The organism is Streptomyces sp. NPDC050528 (genome assembly GCF_044457795.1).
Taxonomy (GTDB): domain Bacteria; phylum Actinomycetota; class Actinomycetes; order Streptomycetales; family Streptomycetaceae; genus Streptomyces.
The window spans coordinates 1190373-1206028 of record NZ_JBITHH010000001.1; the positions used below are offsets into that span (position 1 = coordinate 1190373).

Below are 15656 nucleotides of genomic sequence, written 5' to 3' on the forward strand. Positions count from 1 at the left end.
ACTGCGCGACCAGCCACAACGGACGCGCACCCGGCAACAAGTCCGCAGTTCCCCGACCGCCTCCGCAACTCAACCCCCGAGCAGCCCCGTAACCTGCCCCACCACCGGCATACTCCCGATCGACTGAGCCTCGGCAACCGGCCCCGTCAACGCCCGCGAGGCAAGCGGCTGAAAGTCCGCAAGCTGAGTCGCAACCCCGTTGTCGAGGGGGTCAACTCCCGTACCCGCGAGCGGATTCGGCTTGAGTCCGGCCACAGGGCCGGTGACATAGCCCACCGTTCCGGCAACCGCACCAAGCCCCGCCGCGGGGTCGATCTTGCCCAAAGACGTGGGCCGAGTCCGCACCACGTCAGCCACCGGCGAGGTGTCCGCCGCGGCCGACGCCGCCCCCGCCCCGAGCGCGACCCCCGCGGTCGCGAGGGCGACCAGGGCGCGCTGGGCGGTCGGATGCTGAGGGGACGTGTGTCGTGCCATTGCTGGTGCCACCTTCTGATGCGCAGGGTAATCAGGTCAGCACGAAGGGTAGTTGACGTGTGATGCGCGTTCCACTGGCGACCCGCGGGGTCGGCAGGACGTACCGAATGCGTCAAACTGGTGTCCCGTGAGCATCCTTTCCCCGTCACCGGCCCGTGTCGTGCTGCTGTGCGGCCCCTCGGGTTCCGGCAAGTCCCTCGTTTCGGCCCGCTCCGGTCTGCCCGTGCTGCGGCTCGACGACTTCTACAAAGAGGGCGACGACCCGACGCTGCCGCAGGTGGCGGGGAGTTCGGACATCGACTGGGACCACCCCGACTCCTGGGACGCGGACGTCGCGGTCGCCGCGATCGTCGAACTGTGCCGCACGGGCCGTACGGACGTGCCGGTCTACGACATCTCGCTCAGCGCCCGCACGGGCACGGAGGCGGTCGACGTGGGCCGGACGCCGTTGTTCATAGCGGAGGGCATCTTCGCGGCCGAGGTCATCACCCGGTGCCAGGAGCTGGGCGTACTCGCGGACGCGCTGTGCCTGAGCCGGGGCCCGGTGCGCACTTTCCGGCGCCGTTTCCTGCGGGATCTCAAGGAGGGCCGTAAGTCCGTGCCGTTCCTGTTGCGACGCGGCTGGCGGCTGATGCGGCTGGAGCGCTCGATCGTGGCCCGGCAGACGGGGCTCGGCGCGTACGCCTGCGACAAGGACGAGGCACTGGGCAGGCTCGCAGCGGCGGCGGTGGGCCGGCGCCCCGCACGGACGACTCCGGCGACGTCTCCCTCGTAGGACATGAAAAAGCGGGACTGGACGGACCCCCCGGCCCTCCAGTCCCGCTCTCCCTTTTCCCCCGTGGTACTTCCCCCGTGGTCCCCCCCATGGTCCCCGTGACCCCGTCGGCACCCCCCGGTACCGATCCCCCGTGGTCCCCCCGGACCGTCCCCCGTTACCTATTCCCCCCCAACCCTCAGGCGACAAGCTCCCCGAAGGCGTCCTCCTCGTCACGGCCGAAGCTGAGGACCTCGTCCTCGCGCATGCGGCGGAGTGACCGCCAGATGCTGGACTTCACCGTGCCGACACTGATGTCGAGGATCTCCGCGATCTCCGGGTCCGTGCGGCCCTCGTAGTAGCGGAGGACCAGCATGGTGCGCTGGAGTTCCGGCAGCCGGGACAGCGCCTGCCACAGGACCGCGCGCAGCTCCGTGCCGCGCATCGCGTCCGTGTCGCCGGGCGTCTCCGGCAGTTCCTCGGTCGGGTACTCGTTCAGCTTGCGGCGGCGCCACGCGCTGATGTGCAGGTTCGTCATGGTGCGGCGGAGATAGCCCCCGACCGCGGCCTTGTCGCTGATCCGGTCCCACGCCTTGTACGTCGAGAACAGCGCGCTCTGCAGCAGGTCCTCGGCCTCGAAGCGGTCGCCGGTCAGGTGGTACGCGGTGGCGTACAGGGAGGCGCGGCGCTCCTGGACGTAGGCGGTGAACTCCGCCTCCGACAGCGAGCGACGCTCCCCCGTGTCCTCCCTGTACGCGCTTCCCCCGTGCGCTTCCCCCGTGTGTGCGTCAACCACCGTCATGTAACCGGTGTGCTGACGCCCGGCACCGCGAACGCACCCCCGCCCGCTCACGGCACCGGACTTCTCGGAACCCCGGGTGACGTCGTGCAGACGCGTGATGACTGCGTTGTTGCTGGTGCTGTGCAGCGTGTTCATCTCGCGCCCCCCGTAGTGGACTTGCCCGGTGTTCGGATGTTCCGGCTCGGTTCCCTCGTGGTTCCTTGCCTGTGCCGAAAATCCTGCCGGGGGCACTTCATGGACGTGTCCCCCGACTGTCACAGACCTGTCACAGGGCCCGGTCTCTGCGGCTGCCCTCAGAAAACGGACAGTCCGGTCACAGAAAGCAGCGCTACGGGGACGTACCCGTACAGGTGTCGAAACCCCACCCCCACATGGGCCAGAATGAGCCCCGTGCCTTCCCTGTTGCTGATCGAGGACGACGACGCCATCCGGACGGCCCTGGAGCTCTCGCTGACGCGCCAGGGCCACCGGGTAGCCACCGCTGCCAGCGGCGAGGACGGTCTGAAGCTGTTGCGTGAGCAGCGGCCGGACCTGATCGTGCTGGATGTGATGCTGCCCGGCATCGACGGTTTCGAGGTGTGCCGTCGTATCCGGCGCACGGACCAGCTGCCGATCATTCTGCTCACCGCGCGCAGCGACGACATCGACATCGTCGTCGGACTGGAGTCCGGTGCCGACGACTACGTGGTCAAACCCGTGCAGGGGCGGGTCCTCGACGCCCGGATCCGGGCCGTGCTGCGGCGCGGGGAGCGCGAGGCCAACGACGCGGCCACGTTCGGTTCGCTGGTGATCGACCGCGCCGCGATGACCGTCACGAAGAACGGCGAGGACCTCCAACTCACGCCCACCGAGCTGCGGTTGCTCCTGGAGCTGAGCCGGCGGCCCGGACAGGCCCTGTCCCGGCAGCAGTTGCTGCGGCTGGTGTGGGAGCACGACTACCTCGGTGACTCGCGCCTCGTGGACGCCTGCGTCCAGCGGCTGCGCGCCAAGGTCGAGGACATCCCGTCGTCCCCGACGCTCATCCGTACCGTGCGCGGCGTCGGCTACCGCCTGGACTCGCCTCAGTGACCGACGCACCAGGGGGGATCCGCGGCTGGCGCCCGGGTCGTAAGGGAGTTCTGTGGCGGCTGCGGTTCACCAGCCTGCGCCTCAGGCTGGTCGTGGTCTTCGGTCTCGTCGCGCTGACCGCCGCCGTGTCCGCGTCCGGCATCGCGTACTGGCTCAACCGCGAGGCGGTCCTCACCCGCGCCCAGGACGCCGTCCTGCGCGACTTCCGCCAGGAGATGCAGAACCGCGCCGGCGCCCTGCCCGTCCACCCCACGCAGGACGAACTGATGCGCACGGCGGGCCAGATGGCCAACAGCAGCCAGCGCTTCAGCGTCCTCCTCGTCGGCGAGGACGCCAACGACAAGACGGTCTACGGCAACTCCGGCGGCCTGAACGGCTTTTCGCTGGAGGACGTGCCCAAGTCGCTCCAGACGGCGGTGAACAAGCAGCAGTCGGTGTCCGACGGCAACAAGGAGCCGTACCACCTGTACTGGCAGCGGGTCACCGAGCACGGCACGCCGTACCTGGTCGCCGGGACGCGGATGATCGGCGGCGGGCCGACCGGCTACATGCTCAAGTCCCTTGAGCCGGAGGCGAAGGACCTCAACTCCCTTGCCTGGTCGCTGGGTATCGCCACCGGGCTCGCGCTGATCGGTTCCGCGCTGCTCGCGCAGGCCGCCGCGACGACCGTCCTCAAGCCCGTGCACCGGCTCGGCATCGCCGCGCGCCGGCTCGGCGAGGGCAAGCTCGACACCCGGCTGCGGGTCTCCGGGACGGATGAACTCGCCGAGCTGTCAAGGACGTTCAATCAAACGGCCGAGGCGCTGGAGAAGCGGGTCGCCGACATGGCCGCCCGGGACGACGCCTCGCGCCGGTTCGTCGCCGACATGTCGCACGAGCTGCGTACGCCATTGACCGCGATCACGGCGGTGGTTGAGGTCCTCGAGGAGGAACTCGACGCCGAGACCGGCAGCGTGGACCCGATGATCGAGCCCGCCGTACGGCTCGTGGTCAGCGAGACCAAGCGGCTCGGCGACCTCGTCGAGAACCTGATGGAGGTCACCCGCTTCGACGCGGGCACCGCCCGGCTCGTCCTGGACGACGTCGACCTCGCCGACCAGATCACCGCCTGCATCGACGCCCGCGCCTGGCTGGACGCCGTCGACCTGGACGCCGAGCGCGGCATCCACTCCCGGCTCGACCCGCGCCGCCTCGACGTCATCCTCGCCAACCTCATCGGCAACGCCCTCAAGCACGGCGGCTCCCCGGTCCGGGTCTCGGTCCGGTTGGAGGACGACGACCTCGTCATCGCGGTCCGCGACCACGGCCCCGGCATCCCCGAGGACGTCCTGCCGCACGTCTTCGACCGCTTCTACAAGGCGAGCGCCTCCCGGCCGCGCTCCGAGGGCAGCGGCCTCGGCCTCTCCATCGCCCTGGAGAACGCCCACATCCACGGCGGCGAGATCACCGCCGCCAACTCCCCCGACGGCGGCGCGGTGTTCACCCTGCGGCTGCCCCGGGACGCCTCCACGCTCACGGAGGACCCGGAGTCCGACAAGGGCGAGGGCGAGACCCCCGACGGCTCGGGCGGCTCGGGCGGTTCGGGCTGCTCCAAGAGGAACTCATCATGACCGTACGACAGTTGCTGACACCGCACGGTGAACGGGCCGTCGCCGTACGCCGGTTGATGGCGCTCCCCCTGCTCGGCCTGCTGCTCGCCGGGTGCGGGATCCGGGCCACGGAGGTGCCGACCGACTTCGGGGCGGCGCCGTCCCGGGTGCCGTGCACGCTCACCGAGCCGGACGTGTCGGCGCAGGCCTCGCGCGGGGTGCCCGTGCAGGTGTTCCTGCTGTGCGGGTCGTCGCTGGTGACCGTCGACCGGGCCGTACAGGTGCCGGACGGCACGGCGGACGTGCAGCGGCGCGTCATCGTCGCCCAGGGGCTGCTGGACCAGCTCGCCGAGTCACCGTCCTCGGGCGAGCGGGACGCCGGGTACACGACCGACGTGCGCGGCGGCATGACGGTGAGCGGACCCCGGGCCAAGGATCCCAAGGACGCGCTGCGGCTGAGCAATTCACCGGCCGACCTCACGTCGTACGCGCTCGCCCAGATCGTCTGTACGTTCTCCGACTCGGCCGCGGCCGAGGGCGACGGCTCCGTGATCCTCGGCGGCCCGGACGGCACACCGCTGCGCCGTTACGAGTGCACCGACGACGTCCGCACCGACCCGGGCACCAAGGCGCCGCCGTCCAGCGAGGTGACGGGCGGCTGAAGCCGCGGGCGCCCGGGGGGTGAACGAGGCGCGAAAAGGGGCGTGTGGCGCAGGCCTCACCCTGGTGCTTGGTGCCTACCCGGAACCGATCGTGCCGGAGAGGGCGTCTTGTGGGGCGTGCAGCGTCAAGGCTCCATCGGCGGCAGCGCCGCGATTCGCATCCGTGTGGCAGGAGGTGTCCTCCTCGTCGCACATCTCGTGCTCGTCGCCTGGGTCACGCTGCGCCCCCGGGACGTCCCCTGGGTGATGCCCCCGAACCTGCACCCGCTGGCCAGCATCAGAGCCGACCTGGCCCTGGGCTGGCCGGAGGCGACGAAGCGGATCGGTGAGGGCCTCGCCCTGCTGGCCCCGCTGGGCGTCCTGCTCCCGATGGTCAGCGGCCGGCTCCACGTCTCCCCGCTCGCGTCCTTCATCCGTACGGTCGCGGCGGGCGCCCTGATCTCCCTGGGCATCGAGCTGCTCCAGACCGGGGTCCCGGGCCAGGTGGTCGACATCGACTCGTTGCTCATGAACACGGTGGGCGTCGCCATGGCCCACGCCGCGATCGTCCCGGCGGCCCGCGCCCGGCTACGCCGCAGGACCGAGAACGGGCTCCCCCTGACCGTCCTCCAGGAGGAACCGGCTCAGGGACGAACCCCGACGATTCCCAGGGTCGGCATCGCACCGTAGAGCGACGCCGGGCGGACGGCGGCTCCGTACGGTTGAAGACAGATGAGGCAACCACACGGGGGGCCTCGGACAGCCGCTCGCGAAGGAGCACATGATGACCGCCATTGCCCGCCCCACCCAAGGCCGCATGATCGGCGGAGTGTGCGCAGCGCTGGCGCGGCGCTTCGGTACCTCCGCGACCACGATGCGGGTGATCTTCCTGGTCTCCTGCCTGCTGCCCGGCCCGCAGTTCCTGCTCTACATCGCGCTGTGGATCCTGTTCCCGGCCGAGGACAAGGTCCGCACCGAGGCCTGGTGACACCCGGACCCCGGCGCACGTACGCCGATGAGGCGCACCCTCGTCCAGGGTGCGCCCCATCGGCGTGTTCGGGGGTGGGCTCAGCCCAGCGGGATGCCGTTCACCGGCAGGCCGTGGGTGGGCAGGCCCGTCTGCGACAGCGGCAGACCGCCCAGCAGCCCGGCGACGGGCGCGGTGGGACCGTCGGACAGCACCTTCTCGGCGGCCGGCTGCACGGCGGACAGACCACCGGCGAGCGCGGGCTGCGCCTGGCTCAGCGCCTGACCGGCACCCGGCAGCGCCTTGGCGACGTTCTCCGCGGGCAGCGTGTGGGTCACGGTGCCCAGCACCTGGGTGGCGTCCGGAACAGCCGGAGCGGCCACGGCGGCTGAAGCCGACCCCGCGGCTACGGCGGCGAAGGCAGCACCGAGGGCGGCGACACCGAGGGTCTTGGCAGCAGACTGCTTCATGGTGAATGCGTCCTTGAATGGATGACGGGGGATGTGAGCGGTCCAAGACCGTAAACACGCGAAGGCACCCGCCGCAAACATCGAAATGCGGACGGATTGTGAACACCCGCCCGCATTCCGGTCCCACCCCTAAGCCCGATTCAGCCCTCTTCTGCCACAGAACCGCTGGTGGAAGCCGTCTGCCGGAACAGCCATTCGGATTTCAGCTCGGCATATCCGGGCTTGATCACGTCATTGATCATGGCGAGTCGTTCATCGAAAGGAATGAATGCTGACTTCATAGCATTGACGGAGAACCACTGCATGTCGTCGAGCGAATAACCGAACGCCTCGACAAGGTGCTCGAATTCCTGACTCATGCTGGTGTGGGACATCAGCCGGTTGTCCGTATTGACGGTGGCGCGAAAATGCAGCCGCCGCAGCAGCCCGATGGGGTGCTCGGCGTAGGAGTCGGCGGCCCCGGTCTGGAGGTTGGAACTGGGGCACAGCTCCAGCGGGATGCGCTTGTCACGCACGTACGACGCGAGCCGCCCCAGCTCGACCGACCCGTCCTCCTTCACCTGGATGTCGTCGATGATGCGCACCCCGTGCCCGAGCCGGTCGGCGCCGCACCACTGCAACGCCTGCCAGATCGACGGCAGCCCGAAGGCCTCGCCGGCGTGGATGGTGAAGTGGTTGTTCTCGCGCTTCAGATACTCGAAGGCGTCCAGGTGCCGGGTGGGCGGGAACCCCGCCTCCGCACCCGCGATGTCGAAGCCGACGACGCCCAAGTCGCGGTAACGGTTGGCGAGTTCGGCGATCTCCAGGGAACGGGCCGCATGCCGCATGGCGGTGAGCAGCGCCCCGACCCGAATCCGCCGCCCGTTCTCCCGCGCGAGCAACTCCCCTTGCCGAAAGCCCTCGTTGACGGCCTCGACGACCTCTTCGAGGCTGAGCCCGCCGTCGAGGTGCTGCTCGGGCGCGTACCGCACCTCCGCGTAGACGACCCCGTCCTCGGCGAGATCCTCGGCGCACTCGCGGGCCACCCGGATCAGCGCGTCCCGGGTCTGCATCACCGCGACGGTGTGCGAGAACGTCTCCAAGTACCGTTCCAGCGAACCGGAGTCGGCGGCCTCGGCGAACCACACGCCGAGCTTGTCCGGGTCGGTCTCGGGGAGTCCGGTGTACCCGGCGTCCCGGGCGAGTTCGACGATCGTCCCCGGGCGGAGACCGCCGTCGAGGTGGTCGTGCAGCAGAACCTTCGGCGCCCGGCGGATCTGGTCCGGCGTCGGGGTGTTCGGGGTGTTCTGGCTCGTCATTTCCGCACTCTAACTCCTACGCGCGTAGATCGCCCGCTGTACGAATCCGTCGATACGTAACGGTGACCGCGCGGAAGGATGGCGTACACGCTCACTTCTGACACTGTTCTGTCATGGCACAGCAAGCGACGCCGGTCAGGACGGCCCGGCTGGGGAGAGCGCTCGGTCCCGAACCGACCTCGGTGAGCGGCGTGGTGCTGCTGCTCCCCGGCGGCGAGGAGGTGTCCAGCCGTAAGCCCTCCCCCATGTTGGCGACGGCCTCCGTACGGACGTTGGGCCGCCGACTGGCCCGCTCGGGCGCGTCCGACGGGCTCGCCGCGCATGTCGTCCACTACCGCTGCCGCGGCTGGAACGGCAGCGAGGCGTCTCTCGCGCACGACGCGGCGTGGGCGGTGGAGGAGGTCGTACGGCGGTACGGGGATGTGCCGGTCTGTCTCACCGGGATCGACATGGGCGCCCGCGCGGCGTTGCGCTCCGCGGGGCACGAGGCGGTGAACTCCGTTGTCGCGCTTGCCCCTTGGTTGCCGGAACAGGATGTGGCGGCGCCACCCGAACCGGTGAAGCAGCTTGCGGGGCGGCGGGTGTTGATCGTGCACGGCACGAACGACGAACGGACCGATCCCGAGTTGTCGTTCCGGTTGGCTGCTCGGGCGAAGAAGGCGAACCGGGACATCTGTCGGTTCGAAGTCCACTCTGACGGGCACGGGTTGCATCAGCATCGGCAGGAAGTGCATGCGCTGGCTGAGGACTTCGTGATGGGGGCGTTGTTCGGGCGGGCGTTTTCTCGGCCTGTTGAGGATGCGTTGATGGCTCCGCCGCCGTTGGGGTTGAGGATGCCGTTGGCTGCGGGGTTTGGGCGGTCGCTTCGTAAGGGTTGAGGGGTCGTTGCGGGGTGCGGGTTCGTTGTGGCTGAGCGCGCAGTTCCCCGCGCCCCTAAAAAGGTTGGGCAGGCCTACGTTGGTAGCAAGTTGCCCCGTCTCGACAGTAGGAACTGCTTGAAAGCCGCCACCGGCGGAGTGTCTGGGTGGCCGTCCAGCCACGCTACGCCGATCTCTCTCACCGCTCTCGGAGCTGTGACCGTTAGTTCTGCAACTCCCGGGCGGGGTACGGCTGGTGGGGGTAGGAGGGCGACCCCCAAGCCTGCTGCCACCAGGCCCCGTAGGGTCTCCGCCTCCTCTCCCTCGAAGGCGATTCGTGGGCGGAAGCCGGCTTCCTTGCAGACGTCATCTGTGATGCGGCGCAAGCCGTAGCCCGGCTCCAATGTCACGAACGTCTCGTCGGCTGCTTCCGCCAGGCGGACCCTCTTTCGTGTCGCCAGACGATGGTCGGCGGGAACCACCAGCCGCAGCTTCTGTTCGTCCAGGCGGCGGGCCACCAGGTCCGGGGCATCCGGCACCGGAGAGGTCAGGCAGAGGTCCAGTTCGCCCGCCCGCAGGCGCTCCAGCATGGCCTCGCCGTAGTTCTGGACGAGGCTGAAGCGGACTCGGGGGTGGTCGGCTCGGAAGGCTCGGATGAGGCCCGGGACTGTTTCGGAGCCGAGGGTGTGGAGGAAGCCGAAGGCGACCTTGCCGGTGGCGGGGTCGGCGTCGGCGCGGACCTCGTCGGCGGCCTTCTCGATCTCGGCGAGGGCGCGGTCCACCGAGGTGAGGAAGGTGCGGCCGGCGGGGGTCAGGGAGACCGTGCGGCCTCTGCGGGCGAACAGGTCCACGCCCAGGTCCTGTTCAAGGCGGACCATCGCCCTCGACAGGGTGGACTGCGGGACCTGCATCTCCTGTGCGGCCCGGGTGACGTGTTCGGTGCGGGCTACGCCGGCGAAGTACGCGAGGCGGGGCGCGAGCAGCGCGACGATGTCTTCTGTGTCACCGGACGGTGACAGGTGAGCCTGTGAGCTGTACTGATGCACCATGGGAACGATTATGGCGTTTCCGTGCATTGGACGGATGAGCGGGAGCGTACGTAGCTTCGAAGCATGCCTTCCGCCGATACCGGGGCGTCCACGATCGTGGCCGCCACGTCCCCCGTCCCCGCCTCCGACTCCGACACGCGGCTGACGCCCGGTGGTCCCGGTTATCGCCGGATGAGCTTCGCGCTGTTCCTCGCGGGCGTGGCGACCTTCGCGCTCCTCTACTCCACGCAGGCGCTGCTGCCGTTGATCTCCTCCGGTTTCGCGGTGTCGGCGAGTGCGGCGAGCTGGACGGTGGCGGCGGCGACGGGTGGGCTCGCGTTGTTCGTGCTGCCGATGAGCGCGCTGTCGGAGCGGTTTGGACGTCGTACGGTCATGACGGCGTCGTTGGTCGTCGCGGTGAGCATCGGGGTTCTGGTCCCGTTCGCACCGTCGCTGGGGGCGTTGGTGGCGTTGCGCTTTCTTCAGGGGGCCGCGCTGGCCGGGTTGCCTGCCTCGGCGACGGCGTATCTGGCGGAAGAGGTCCGGCCGAAGGCGCTGGTCACGGCGATCGGCCTGTTCGTGGCCGGCAACAGTGTCGGCGGGATGAGTGGCCGGGTCATCACCGGGTGGGTCGCGCAGGAGTGGGGGTGGCGGGTCGCCGTGGCGGTGATCGGCGTCATCGCGGTCGGCTGCGCGGTCGCGTTCCGGCTGCTGCTCCCCGCCCCTCGGCACTTCACGCCGGGGTCGTTGCGCCCGCGCGTCCTGGCCCGCACGGTCCGCGACCACCTCGCGAACCCGCTGCTGTGCCGGCTGTACGCGATCGGCGCGTTGTTCATGACGGTCTTCGGCGGCGTCTACACGGTCATCGGCTACCGCCTCACCGAGGCCCCCTTCTCCCTCCCCCAGGGCCTCATCGGCTCGATCTTCCTCGTGTATCTGGTGGGGACCGTGTCGGCGTCCACGGCGGGGCGGTTGGTAGGTCGGCTGGGGCGCCGGGGTGCCCTTTATCTGGCGGGCGGTACGACGGCTGCGGGCCTGCTCGTCTCCCTCGCCGACTCGCTTCCCCTGGTCCTGCTGGGTCTCGTCCTCATCACCGCCGGCTTCTTCGCGGGGCACGCGGTCGCGTCCTCCGCGGTCAGCAAGACGGCCACGACCGGGCGTGCGCAGGCCTCCGCTCTGTATCAGTCCGCCTACTACATCGGGTCCAGCACCGGCAGTACGGTCGGCGCGATGGCGTTCCATGCGGGGGGCTGGGGCGGGACGGTGGGGGTCGGGGTGCTGGCGGTGGTCGGTGTCGTGACGATCACTGTGTTGGGGTCGCGGGCGGCGCGGGTCGAGCGGCGGGGTGTGGTGACGGCCTGAGCGGGTTGAGCGGCCTGGCGACGAGCCCTGCGCGGGGCGGTCTGAGGGCCTGAATCCGACGCTGGGCGGCCTGAGTTCGGCGTCGGGTGGCCTGGCTGGCGGCCCGAGTCCGGCGCCAGGTGGCCTGGCGGCTTGAGTCCGGCGCCGGGTGGCTGTCCGGTGCAGGCCGTCAACATCCAACGCCGGTCGGCAGTCCAGTACAGGCTGCGAATACCAGTGCCGGGCGGTTGTCCAGTACAGGCCTCCAACACCCAGCGCAGGACGGCTTTCCAGCGCAGGCCAGCTCTTCAGTACAGGCCGCGATTATTCAGCCCGTCCGGCGTTTGAGGACGAGGCCCTTTCGGGGCCGATCGGGGGTCCGGGGGCGGAGCCCCCGGTGGCGGTCACCTCCATACCGGGCGCCCCGCAATCATCCTGACCTGCACGTTCATCCACTCCGGGGGCCATTGTCAGTGGGCTGCGCTACGTTTCGGGGTAAGGGAAGAACGGCCACAGGGGTGGGTGGGCGAGACCATGAGTGACAGCGTTGTTACGACGACGGACCTCGACGTCAGGCTGGAGAAGCACCGCGTCGAGCTGACCGGGTACTGCTACCGCATGCTCGGCTCCTCCTTCGAGGCCGAGGACGCCGTGCAGGACACGATGGTCCGCGCCTGGCGCAACTACGAGAAGTTCGAGGGCCGGTCGAGTCTGCGGTCGTGGCTGTACCGGATCGCCACGAACGTCTGCCTGGACATGCTGTCCGCCGGCAACAAGCGGGCCCGCCCCGTCGATCTCAGCGACTCCACCCCCCTCGCGCAAGCCGCGCTGTCACCCCGCCCGGACAACACCTGGCTGGAGCCGATGCCGGACGCGCGCGTGCTGCCGACGGTCACCGACCCGGCGGAGGCGGCCGTGGCGAAGGAATCCGTACGGCTCGCGTTCATGGCCGCCCTACAGCAACTCCCGCCCAAACAGCGGGCGGTGCTGATCCTGAGAGAGGTCCTGGCCTGGCGGGCCAACGAGGTGGCCGAGCTGCTCGACACCTCCGTCGCGTCGGTCAACAGCGCGTTGCAGCGCGCCCGCGCCACCCTCGCCGAGCGGGACGAGAAGGCGGCGGACGCGGCCGTCTCCGACCCGCTCGACGAGGAGCAGCAGAAGCTTCTTGAGCGGTACGTCGCCGCCTTCGAGGGCTACGACATGGCCGCGCTCACCGCGCTGCTGCACGAGGACGCCATCATGACGATGCCGCCGTTCGACCTGTGGCTCACCGGCCACGACGACATCACGGGCTTCATGACGACCCTCGGCGCCGCCTGCGAGGGCTCACGCCTGATCCCGGTGCAGGTGAACGGTCTGCCGGGCTTCGCCCAGTACAAGCCGGACCCGGAGGCGGGCGGCTTCAGCCCGTGGTCGGTTCAGGTGCTGGAGATCTCAGACGGCAGGCTCACCGGGTTCCACTTCTTCCTGGACACGAAGCGCTGGTTCCCGCTGTTCGACCTGCCCCTCCATCTCGAAGCGGAGTCCGACGAGGTCGAGGAGGGCGCGTAGCGCGGGGGCGGGGTCGCGGAGCCTGATCCGGCCGCCCCTGGTCCGGCGGGCGGTGAGGTGCAGCCGGGCCAGGAGATCGACGGTGCCGAGCCCCGGCGGCCCGGGCCCCACGACCTCGACCACCACGACCGCTCCCGCACCGGGCGTCGCCTCCAGCAGCGCCCGTACCTCGGCGCACAGTCCCGCCACCTCGTCGGGGGTGACGGGGCGGGCCGGCACGAGTACAGCGGGTGTCTTGGCGTCCACGATCGGTAGACCGGGTGGGCGGTCGTAACTCATCGGGGGCGACCGCCTAGGTTTGCTGTATGCCCCACGGATCAGCCCCGCCCTGGATACCCGACGCCCTCGCGCACACCGGCCTCGCTGCCGAGGGGGTGCCGTGCAGGGCGTACTGACCGGGTTCGCGGTGATCGGTGTGGTCATCGCGGTCGGCTATCTGATCGGCCTGCGCGGGTCCCTCGGCGAACACGGGCGGGACGTCCTGACCAAGCTCGCCTTCAATGTCGCGTCCCCGGCGCTGCTGTTCACGACCCTCGCGCGGGCCGACCTGTCGGTGATCTTCTCCAGCGGGCTGCTCGTGACGGTGCTCAGTACGGCGGCGGTGGCGAGCGTGTTCGTGGCGGTGGGGGTCGTACGCGGGTGGGGTGTCGGCCGTACGACGATCGGGGCGCTCTGTTCGAGTTACGTCAACTCCGGCAACCTCGGGATCCCGATCTCGGTCTACGTCCTGGGCAATGCGTCGCTCGTGGCGCCGGTGATGTTGTTCCAGCTCGTGGTGGTGAGCCCGCTCGCGCTCACGATCCTCGATCTGTCGGGGGCGGGGGAGAAAGGGCCGTTGTGGCTACGGCTGCTGACTCCGCTGCGGAATCCGGTCGCGGTGGGGTCGCTTGCGGGGGTCGCGGTGGCGGGGGCCGGGGTTCGTGTTCCCGGCCCTGTGATGGATCCGCTCACGTTGATCGGGAACATGGCTGTGCCGGCGGTGTTGATCGGGTTCGGGATTTCCCTGCGGGGCAGTGCGGTTCCTGCGCGGGGCGTTGAGCGGGGGCCGGTGTTGTTGTCCGTTGCGCTGAAGTCGGTGGGGCAGCCGGTGGTTGCGTGGGCGTTGGCGGTGGGGGTGTTCGGTGTTCATGGGGCGGCGTTGCTCGACGTGGTCGTGACCTCGGCGCTGCCGGCTGCGCAGAATTTGTACACGTACGCGAGTCGTTATCGGGTGGGTGAGGGGTTGGCTCGGGACTCGATTCTGCTGTCTACGGTGTTGTCGGTGCCGGTGTTGGTGGGGATCGCTGCGCTGCTTGGGTAGGTGCGGTCGTTTTTTGTCTGCGGGTGCGTTGTGGCTGGTCGCGCCCACGCGGCGGAGCCGCAAATTGACACAGCCCCGCGCCCCTAGGTAGGCAAGCGGGGCCGGGGACGGAAAGTCCCCCGCCCCGGCCCCGCCTCCACTACCAACCACCGATCAGGCGATGCGCTCCAACACCACCGGCGAAGCAGTGAACTTGGTTCCCTCCACGCCGATGCCGTACGAACCCTCCACCGCCTCCAGGGCGTACTCGAAGCGCTCCGGGGTGTCCGTGTGCAGGGTCAGCAGGGGCTGGCCCGCGGTCACCGTGTCTCCCGGCTTCGCGTGCATCTCCACTCCCGCGCCCGCCTGCACCGGGTCCTCCTTGCGCGCACGCCCCGCGCCCAAGCGCCAGGCCGCGATGCCGATGTCGTAGGCGTCGAGGCGGGTCAGGACGCCGGACGTCGACGCCGTCACCACGTGCTGCTCGCGCGCCACCGGCAGCTCCGCGTCCGGGTCGCCGCCCTGCGCCGCGATCATCCGGCGCCAGACGTCCATCGCGGAACCGTCGGCCAGGGCCTTCGCCGGGTCGGCGTCCTTCACGCCGGCCGCGTCGAGCATCTCCCGGGCCAACGCGATCGTCAGCTCGACCACGTCGGACGGGCCGCCGCCTGCCAGGACCTCCACCGATTCGCGGACCTCCAGCGCGTTGCCTGCCGTCAGGCCGAGCGGGGTCGACATGTCCGTCAGCAGCGCTACCGTCCGGACGCCGTGGTCCGTGCCCAGGCCCACCATCGTGGACGCCAACTCCCGCGCGTCCTCGATCGTCTTCATGAACGCGCCCGTGCCGACCTTCACGTCCAGGACCAGGGAGCCGGTGCCCTCGGCGATCTTCTTCGACATGATCGAGGAGGCGATCAGCGGGATTGCCTCCACCGTGCCCGTGACGTCCCGGAGTGCGTACAGCTTCTTGTCCGCCGGGGCCAGGCCGTCGCCCGCCGCGCAGATCACCGCGCCGGTCGTGTCCAGTACGTGCAGCATCTCCTCGTTCGAGAGCAGCGCGCGCCAGCCGGGGATCGACTCCAGCTTGTCGAGGGTGCCGCCGGTGTGGCCGAGGCCTCGGCCCGAGAGCTGGGGGACGGCCGCGCCGCAGGCCGCTACCAACGGGGCCAGCGGGAGGGTGATCTTGTCGCCCACGCCGCCCGTCGAGTGCTTGTCGGCCGTCGGGCGGGACAGGGACGAGAAGTCCATGCGCTCGCCGGAGGCGATCATCGCGGCGGTCCAGGTGGCGATCTCGCGGCGGTTCATGCCGTTGAGGAGGATCGCCATGTTGAGGGCGGCCATCTGGTAGTCGGCCACCTCCCCGCGGGTGTACGCGTCGATGACCCAGTCGATCTGCTCGTCGCTCAGTTCACCGCGGTCCCGCTTGGTGCGGATGACGGAGATGGCGTCCATCGAGACTTGCGCCATGGCTTGGCTTTCCTTCCGAACGTTCAGAAAATGTGCGGCCCCGCCGAGGGGGATGGACCAACTCGGCGGG

General features: G+C 69.9%; 17 protein-coding genes. 10 read left to right on the plus strand and 7 right to left on the minus strand.

Features of this window, described 5'->3' with window-relative positions; translation table 11 throughout:
- Nucleotides 1–69 precede the first annotated feature (69 nt).
- Nucleotides 70–474: a hypothetical protein gene (locus ACIBK4_RS05485; RefSeq protein WP_398992337.1), complete on the minus strand. Its 405-nt coding sequence runs from the start codon at nt 472–474 to the stop codon at nt 70–72.
- A gap of 127 nt (nt 475–601) precedes the next feature.
- On the opposite strand from ACIBK4_RS05485, the gene ACIBK4_RS05490 reads away from it, so the two are divergent.
- Entirely contained in the window at nt 602–1249 is a 648-nt protein-coding gene (locus ACIBK4_RS05490; protein WP_398992339.1) for a uridine kinase, read from the plus strand.
- 178 nt (nt 1250–1427) lie between these two features.
- Here the strand turns inward: ACIBK4_RS05490 and ACIBK4_RS05495 are convergent, their stop codons facing one another.
- Nucleotides 1428–2165, minus strand: a complete 738-nt coding sequence (locus ACIBK4_RS05495; RefSeq protein WP_393761828.1) for a SigE family RNA polymerase sigma factor — start codon at nt 2163–2165, stop codon at nt 1428–1430.
- Between the two features lie 255 nt (nt 2166–2420).
- Here ACIBK4_RS05495 and afsQ1 point away from each other — a divergent pair, with 255 nt between their 5' ends.
- From afsQ1 to ACIBK4_RS05520, 5 genes are all read left to right on the plus strand, one after another.
- Nucleotides 2421–3098 (plus strand): two-component system response regulator AfsQ1, encoded by a 678-nt coding sequence (gene afsQ1, locus ACIBK4_RS05500; RefSeq protein WP_033280216.1) that lies wholly within the window; start codon nt 2421–2423, stop codon nt 3096–3098.
- A complete protein-coding gene (locus ACIBK4_RS05505) occupies nt 3095–4708 on the plus strand; it encodes an ATP-binding protein (RefSeq protein WP_398992342.1) in 1614 nt (537 codons plus the stop codon). The genes afsQ1 and ACIBK4_RS05505 overlap by 4 nt, the downstream gene beginning before the upstream one ends.
- On the plus strand, nt 4705–5349 hold the full coding sequence (locus ACIBK4_RS05510; protein WP_398992344.1) for a hypothetical protein: 645 nt from the start codon (nt 4705–4707) through the stop codon (nt 5347–5349). Before ACIBK4_RS05505 ends, ACIBK4_RS05510 begins: the two co-directional genes overlap by 4 nt.
- A gap of 117 nt (nt 5350–5466) precedes the next feature.
- Nucleotides 5467–6018 (plus strand): VanZ family protein, encoded by a 552-nt coding sequence (locus tag ACIBK4_RS05515; protein ID WP_398992346.1) that lies wholly within the window; start codon nt 5467–5469, stop codon nt 6016–6018.
- A gap of 94 nt (nt 6019–6112) precedes the next feature.
- Complete coding sequence (locus ACIBK4_RS05520) at nt 6113–6316, plus strand: PspC domain-containing protein (RefSeq protein ID WP_033280213.1); 204 nt, start codon at nt 6113–6115, stop codon at nt 6314–6316.
- 80 nt (nt 6317–6396) lie between these two features.
- Here ACIBK4_RS05520 and ACIBK4_RS05525 read toward each other — a convergent pair whose 3' ends face one another.
- Both ACIBK4_RS05525 and ACIBK4_RS05530 read right to left on the minus strand, forming a co-directional pair.
- Complete coding sequence (locus ACIBK4_RS05525; RefSeq protein ID WP_398992348.1) at nt 6397–6765, minus strand: ATP-binding protein; 369 nt, start codon at nt 6763–6765, stop codon at nt 6397–6399.
- 140 nt (nt 6766–6905) lie between these two features.
- Nucleotides 6906–8063: an adenosine deaminase gene (locus ACIBK4_RS05530; RefSeq protein WP_398992350.1), complete on the minus strand. Its 1158-nt coding sequence runs from the start codon at nt 8061–8063 to the stop codon at nt 6906–6908.
- A gap of 113 nt (nt 8064–8176) precedes the next feature.
- Between ACIBK4_RS05530 and ACIBK4_RS05535 the strand changes: the two genes are divergently transcribed.
- Nucleotides 8177–8941: a prolyl oligopeptidase family serine peptidase gene (locus ACIBK4_RS05535; RefSeq protein ID WP_398992351.1), complete on the plus strand. Its 765-nt coding sequence runs from the start codon at nt 8177–8179 to the stop codon at nt 8939–8941.
- Nucleotides 8942–9015: 74 nt separating this feature from the next.
- Here the strand turns inward: ACIBK4_RS05535 and ACIBK4_RS05540 are convergent, their stop codons facing one another.
- Nucleotides 9016–9969 carry a LysR family transcriptional regulator gene (locus ACIBK4_RS05540; RefSeq protein WP_398992353.1) on the minus strand — a complete coding sequence of 318 codons (954 nt, stop codon included), beginning with the start codon at nt 9967–9969 and terminating at the stop codon, nt 9016–9018.
- 63 nt (nt 9970–10032) lie between these two features.
- Between ACIBK4_RS05540 and ACIBK4_RS05545 the strand changes: the two genes are divergently transcribed.
- Nucleotides 10033–11310: an MFS transporter gene (locus tag ACIBK4_RS05545; RefSeq protein ID WP_398992354.1), complete on the plus strand. Its 1278-nt coding sequence runs from the start codon at nt 10033–10035 to the stop codon at nt 11308–11310.
- Between the two features lie 513 nt (nt 11311–11823).
- On the plus strand, nt 11824–12840 hold the full coding sequence (locus ACIBK4_RS05550; protein ID WP_398992357.1) for a sigma-70 family RNA polymerase sigma factor: 1017 nt from the start codon (nt 11824–11826) through the stop codon (nt 12838–12840).
- Here the strand turns inward: ACIBK4_RS05550 and ACIBK4_RS05555 are convergent.
- A complete protein-coding gene (locus tag ACIBK4_RS05555; RefSeq protein WP_398992359.1) occupies nt 12724–13119 on the minus strand; it encodes a hypothetical protein in 396 nt (131 codons plus the stop codon). The two genes, ACIBK4_RS05550 and ACIBK4_RS05555, sit on opposite strands and share 117 nt — an antisense overlap.
- 100 nt (nt 13120–13219) lie before the next feature.
- Between ACIBK4_RS05555 and ACIBK4_RS05560 the strand changes: the two genes are divergently transcribed.
- Nucleotides 13220–14140, plus strand: coding sequence for an AEC family transporter (locus ACIBK4_RS05560; protein WP_398992361.1), 921 nt, complete (start codon nt 13220–13222; stop codon nt 14138–14140).
- Between the two features lie 153 nt (nt 14141–14293).
- Here ACIBK4_RS05560 and ACIBK4_RS05565 read toward each other — a convergent pair whose 3' ends face one another.
- Nucleotides 14294–15571: a thymidine phosphorylase gene (locus ACIBK4_RS05565; RefSeq protein WP_398992963.1), complete on the minus strand. Its 1278-nt coding sequence runs from the start codon at nt 15569–15571 to the stop codon at nt 14294–14296.
- Nucleotides 15572–15656: the final 85 nt, after the last annotated feature.

Excerpts from the sequence above, each read along its gene's own strand:
- ACIBK4_RS05535 (WP_398992351.1), top strand. The coding sequence starts at position 8,177 with ATGGCACAGCAAGCGACGCCGGTCAGGACGGCCCGGCTGGGGAGAGCG.
- ACIBK4_RS05540 (WP_398992353.1), bottom strand. The coding sequence starts at position 9,969 with ATGGTGCATCAGTACAGCTCACAGGCTCACCTGTCACCGTCCGGTGAC.
- ACIBK4_RS05495 (WP_393761828.1), bottom strand. The coding sequence starts at position 2,165 with ATGAACACGCTGCACAGCACCAGCAACAACGCAGTCATCACGCGTCTG.
- ACIBK4_RS05550 (WP_398992357.1), top strand. The coding sequence starts at position 11,824 with ATGAGTGACAGCGTTGTTACGACGACGGACCTCGACGTCAGGCTGGAG.
- ACIBK4_RS05530 (WP_398992350.1), bottom strand. The coding sequence starts at position 8,063 with ATGACGAGCCAGAACACCCCGAACACCCCGACGCCGGACCAGATCCGC.
- ACIBK4_RS05510 (WP_398992344.1), top strand. The coding sequence starts at position 4,705 with ATGACCGTACGACAGTTGCTGACACCGCACGGTGAACGGGCCGTCGCC.
- ACIBK4_RS05485 (WP_398992337.1), bottom strand. The coding sequence starts at position 474 with ATGGCACGACACACGTCCCCTCAGCATCCGACCGCCCAGCGCGCCCTG.
- ACIBK4_RS05565 (WP_398992963.1), bottom strand. The coding sequence starts at position 15,571 with ATGGACGCCATCTCCGTCATCCGCACCAAGCGGGACCGCGGTGAACTG.
- ACIBK4_RS05520 (WP_033280213.1), top strand. The coding sequence starts at position 6,113 with ATGACCGCCATTGCCCGCCCCACCCAAGGCCGCATGATCGGCGGAGTG.
- ACIBK4_RS05555 (WP_398992359.1), bottom strand. The coding sequence starts at position 13,119 with ATGAGTTACGACCGCCCACCCGGTCTACCGATCGTGGACGCCAAGACA.
- ACIBK4_RS05545 (WP_398992354.1), top strand. The coding sequence starts at position 10,033 with ATGCCTTCCGCCGATACCGGGGCGTCCACGATCGTGGCCGCCACGTCC.
- ACIBK4_RS05525 (WP_398992348.1), bottom strand. The coding sequence starts at position 6,765 with ATGAAGCAGTCTGCTGCCAAGACCCTCGGTGTCGCCGCCCTCGGTGCT.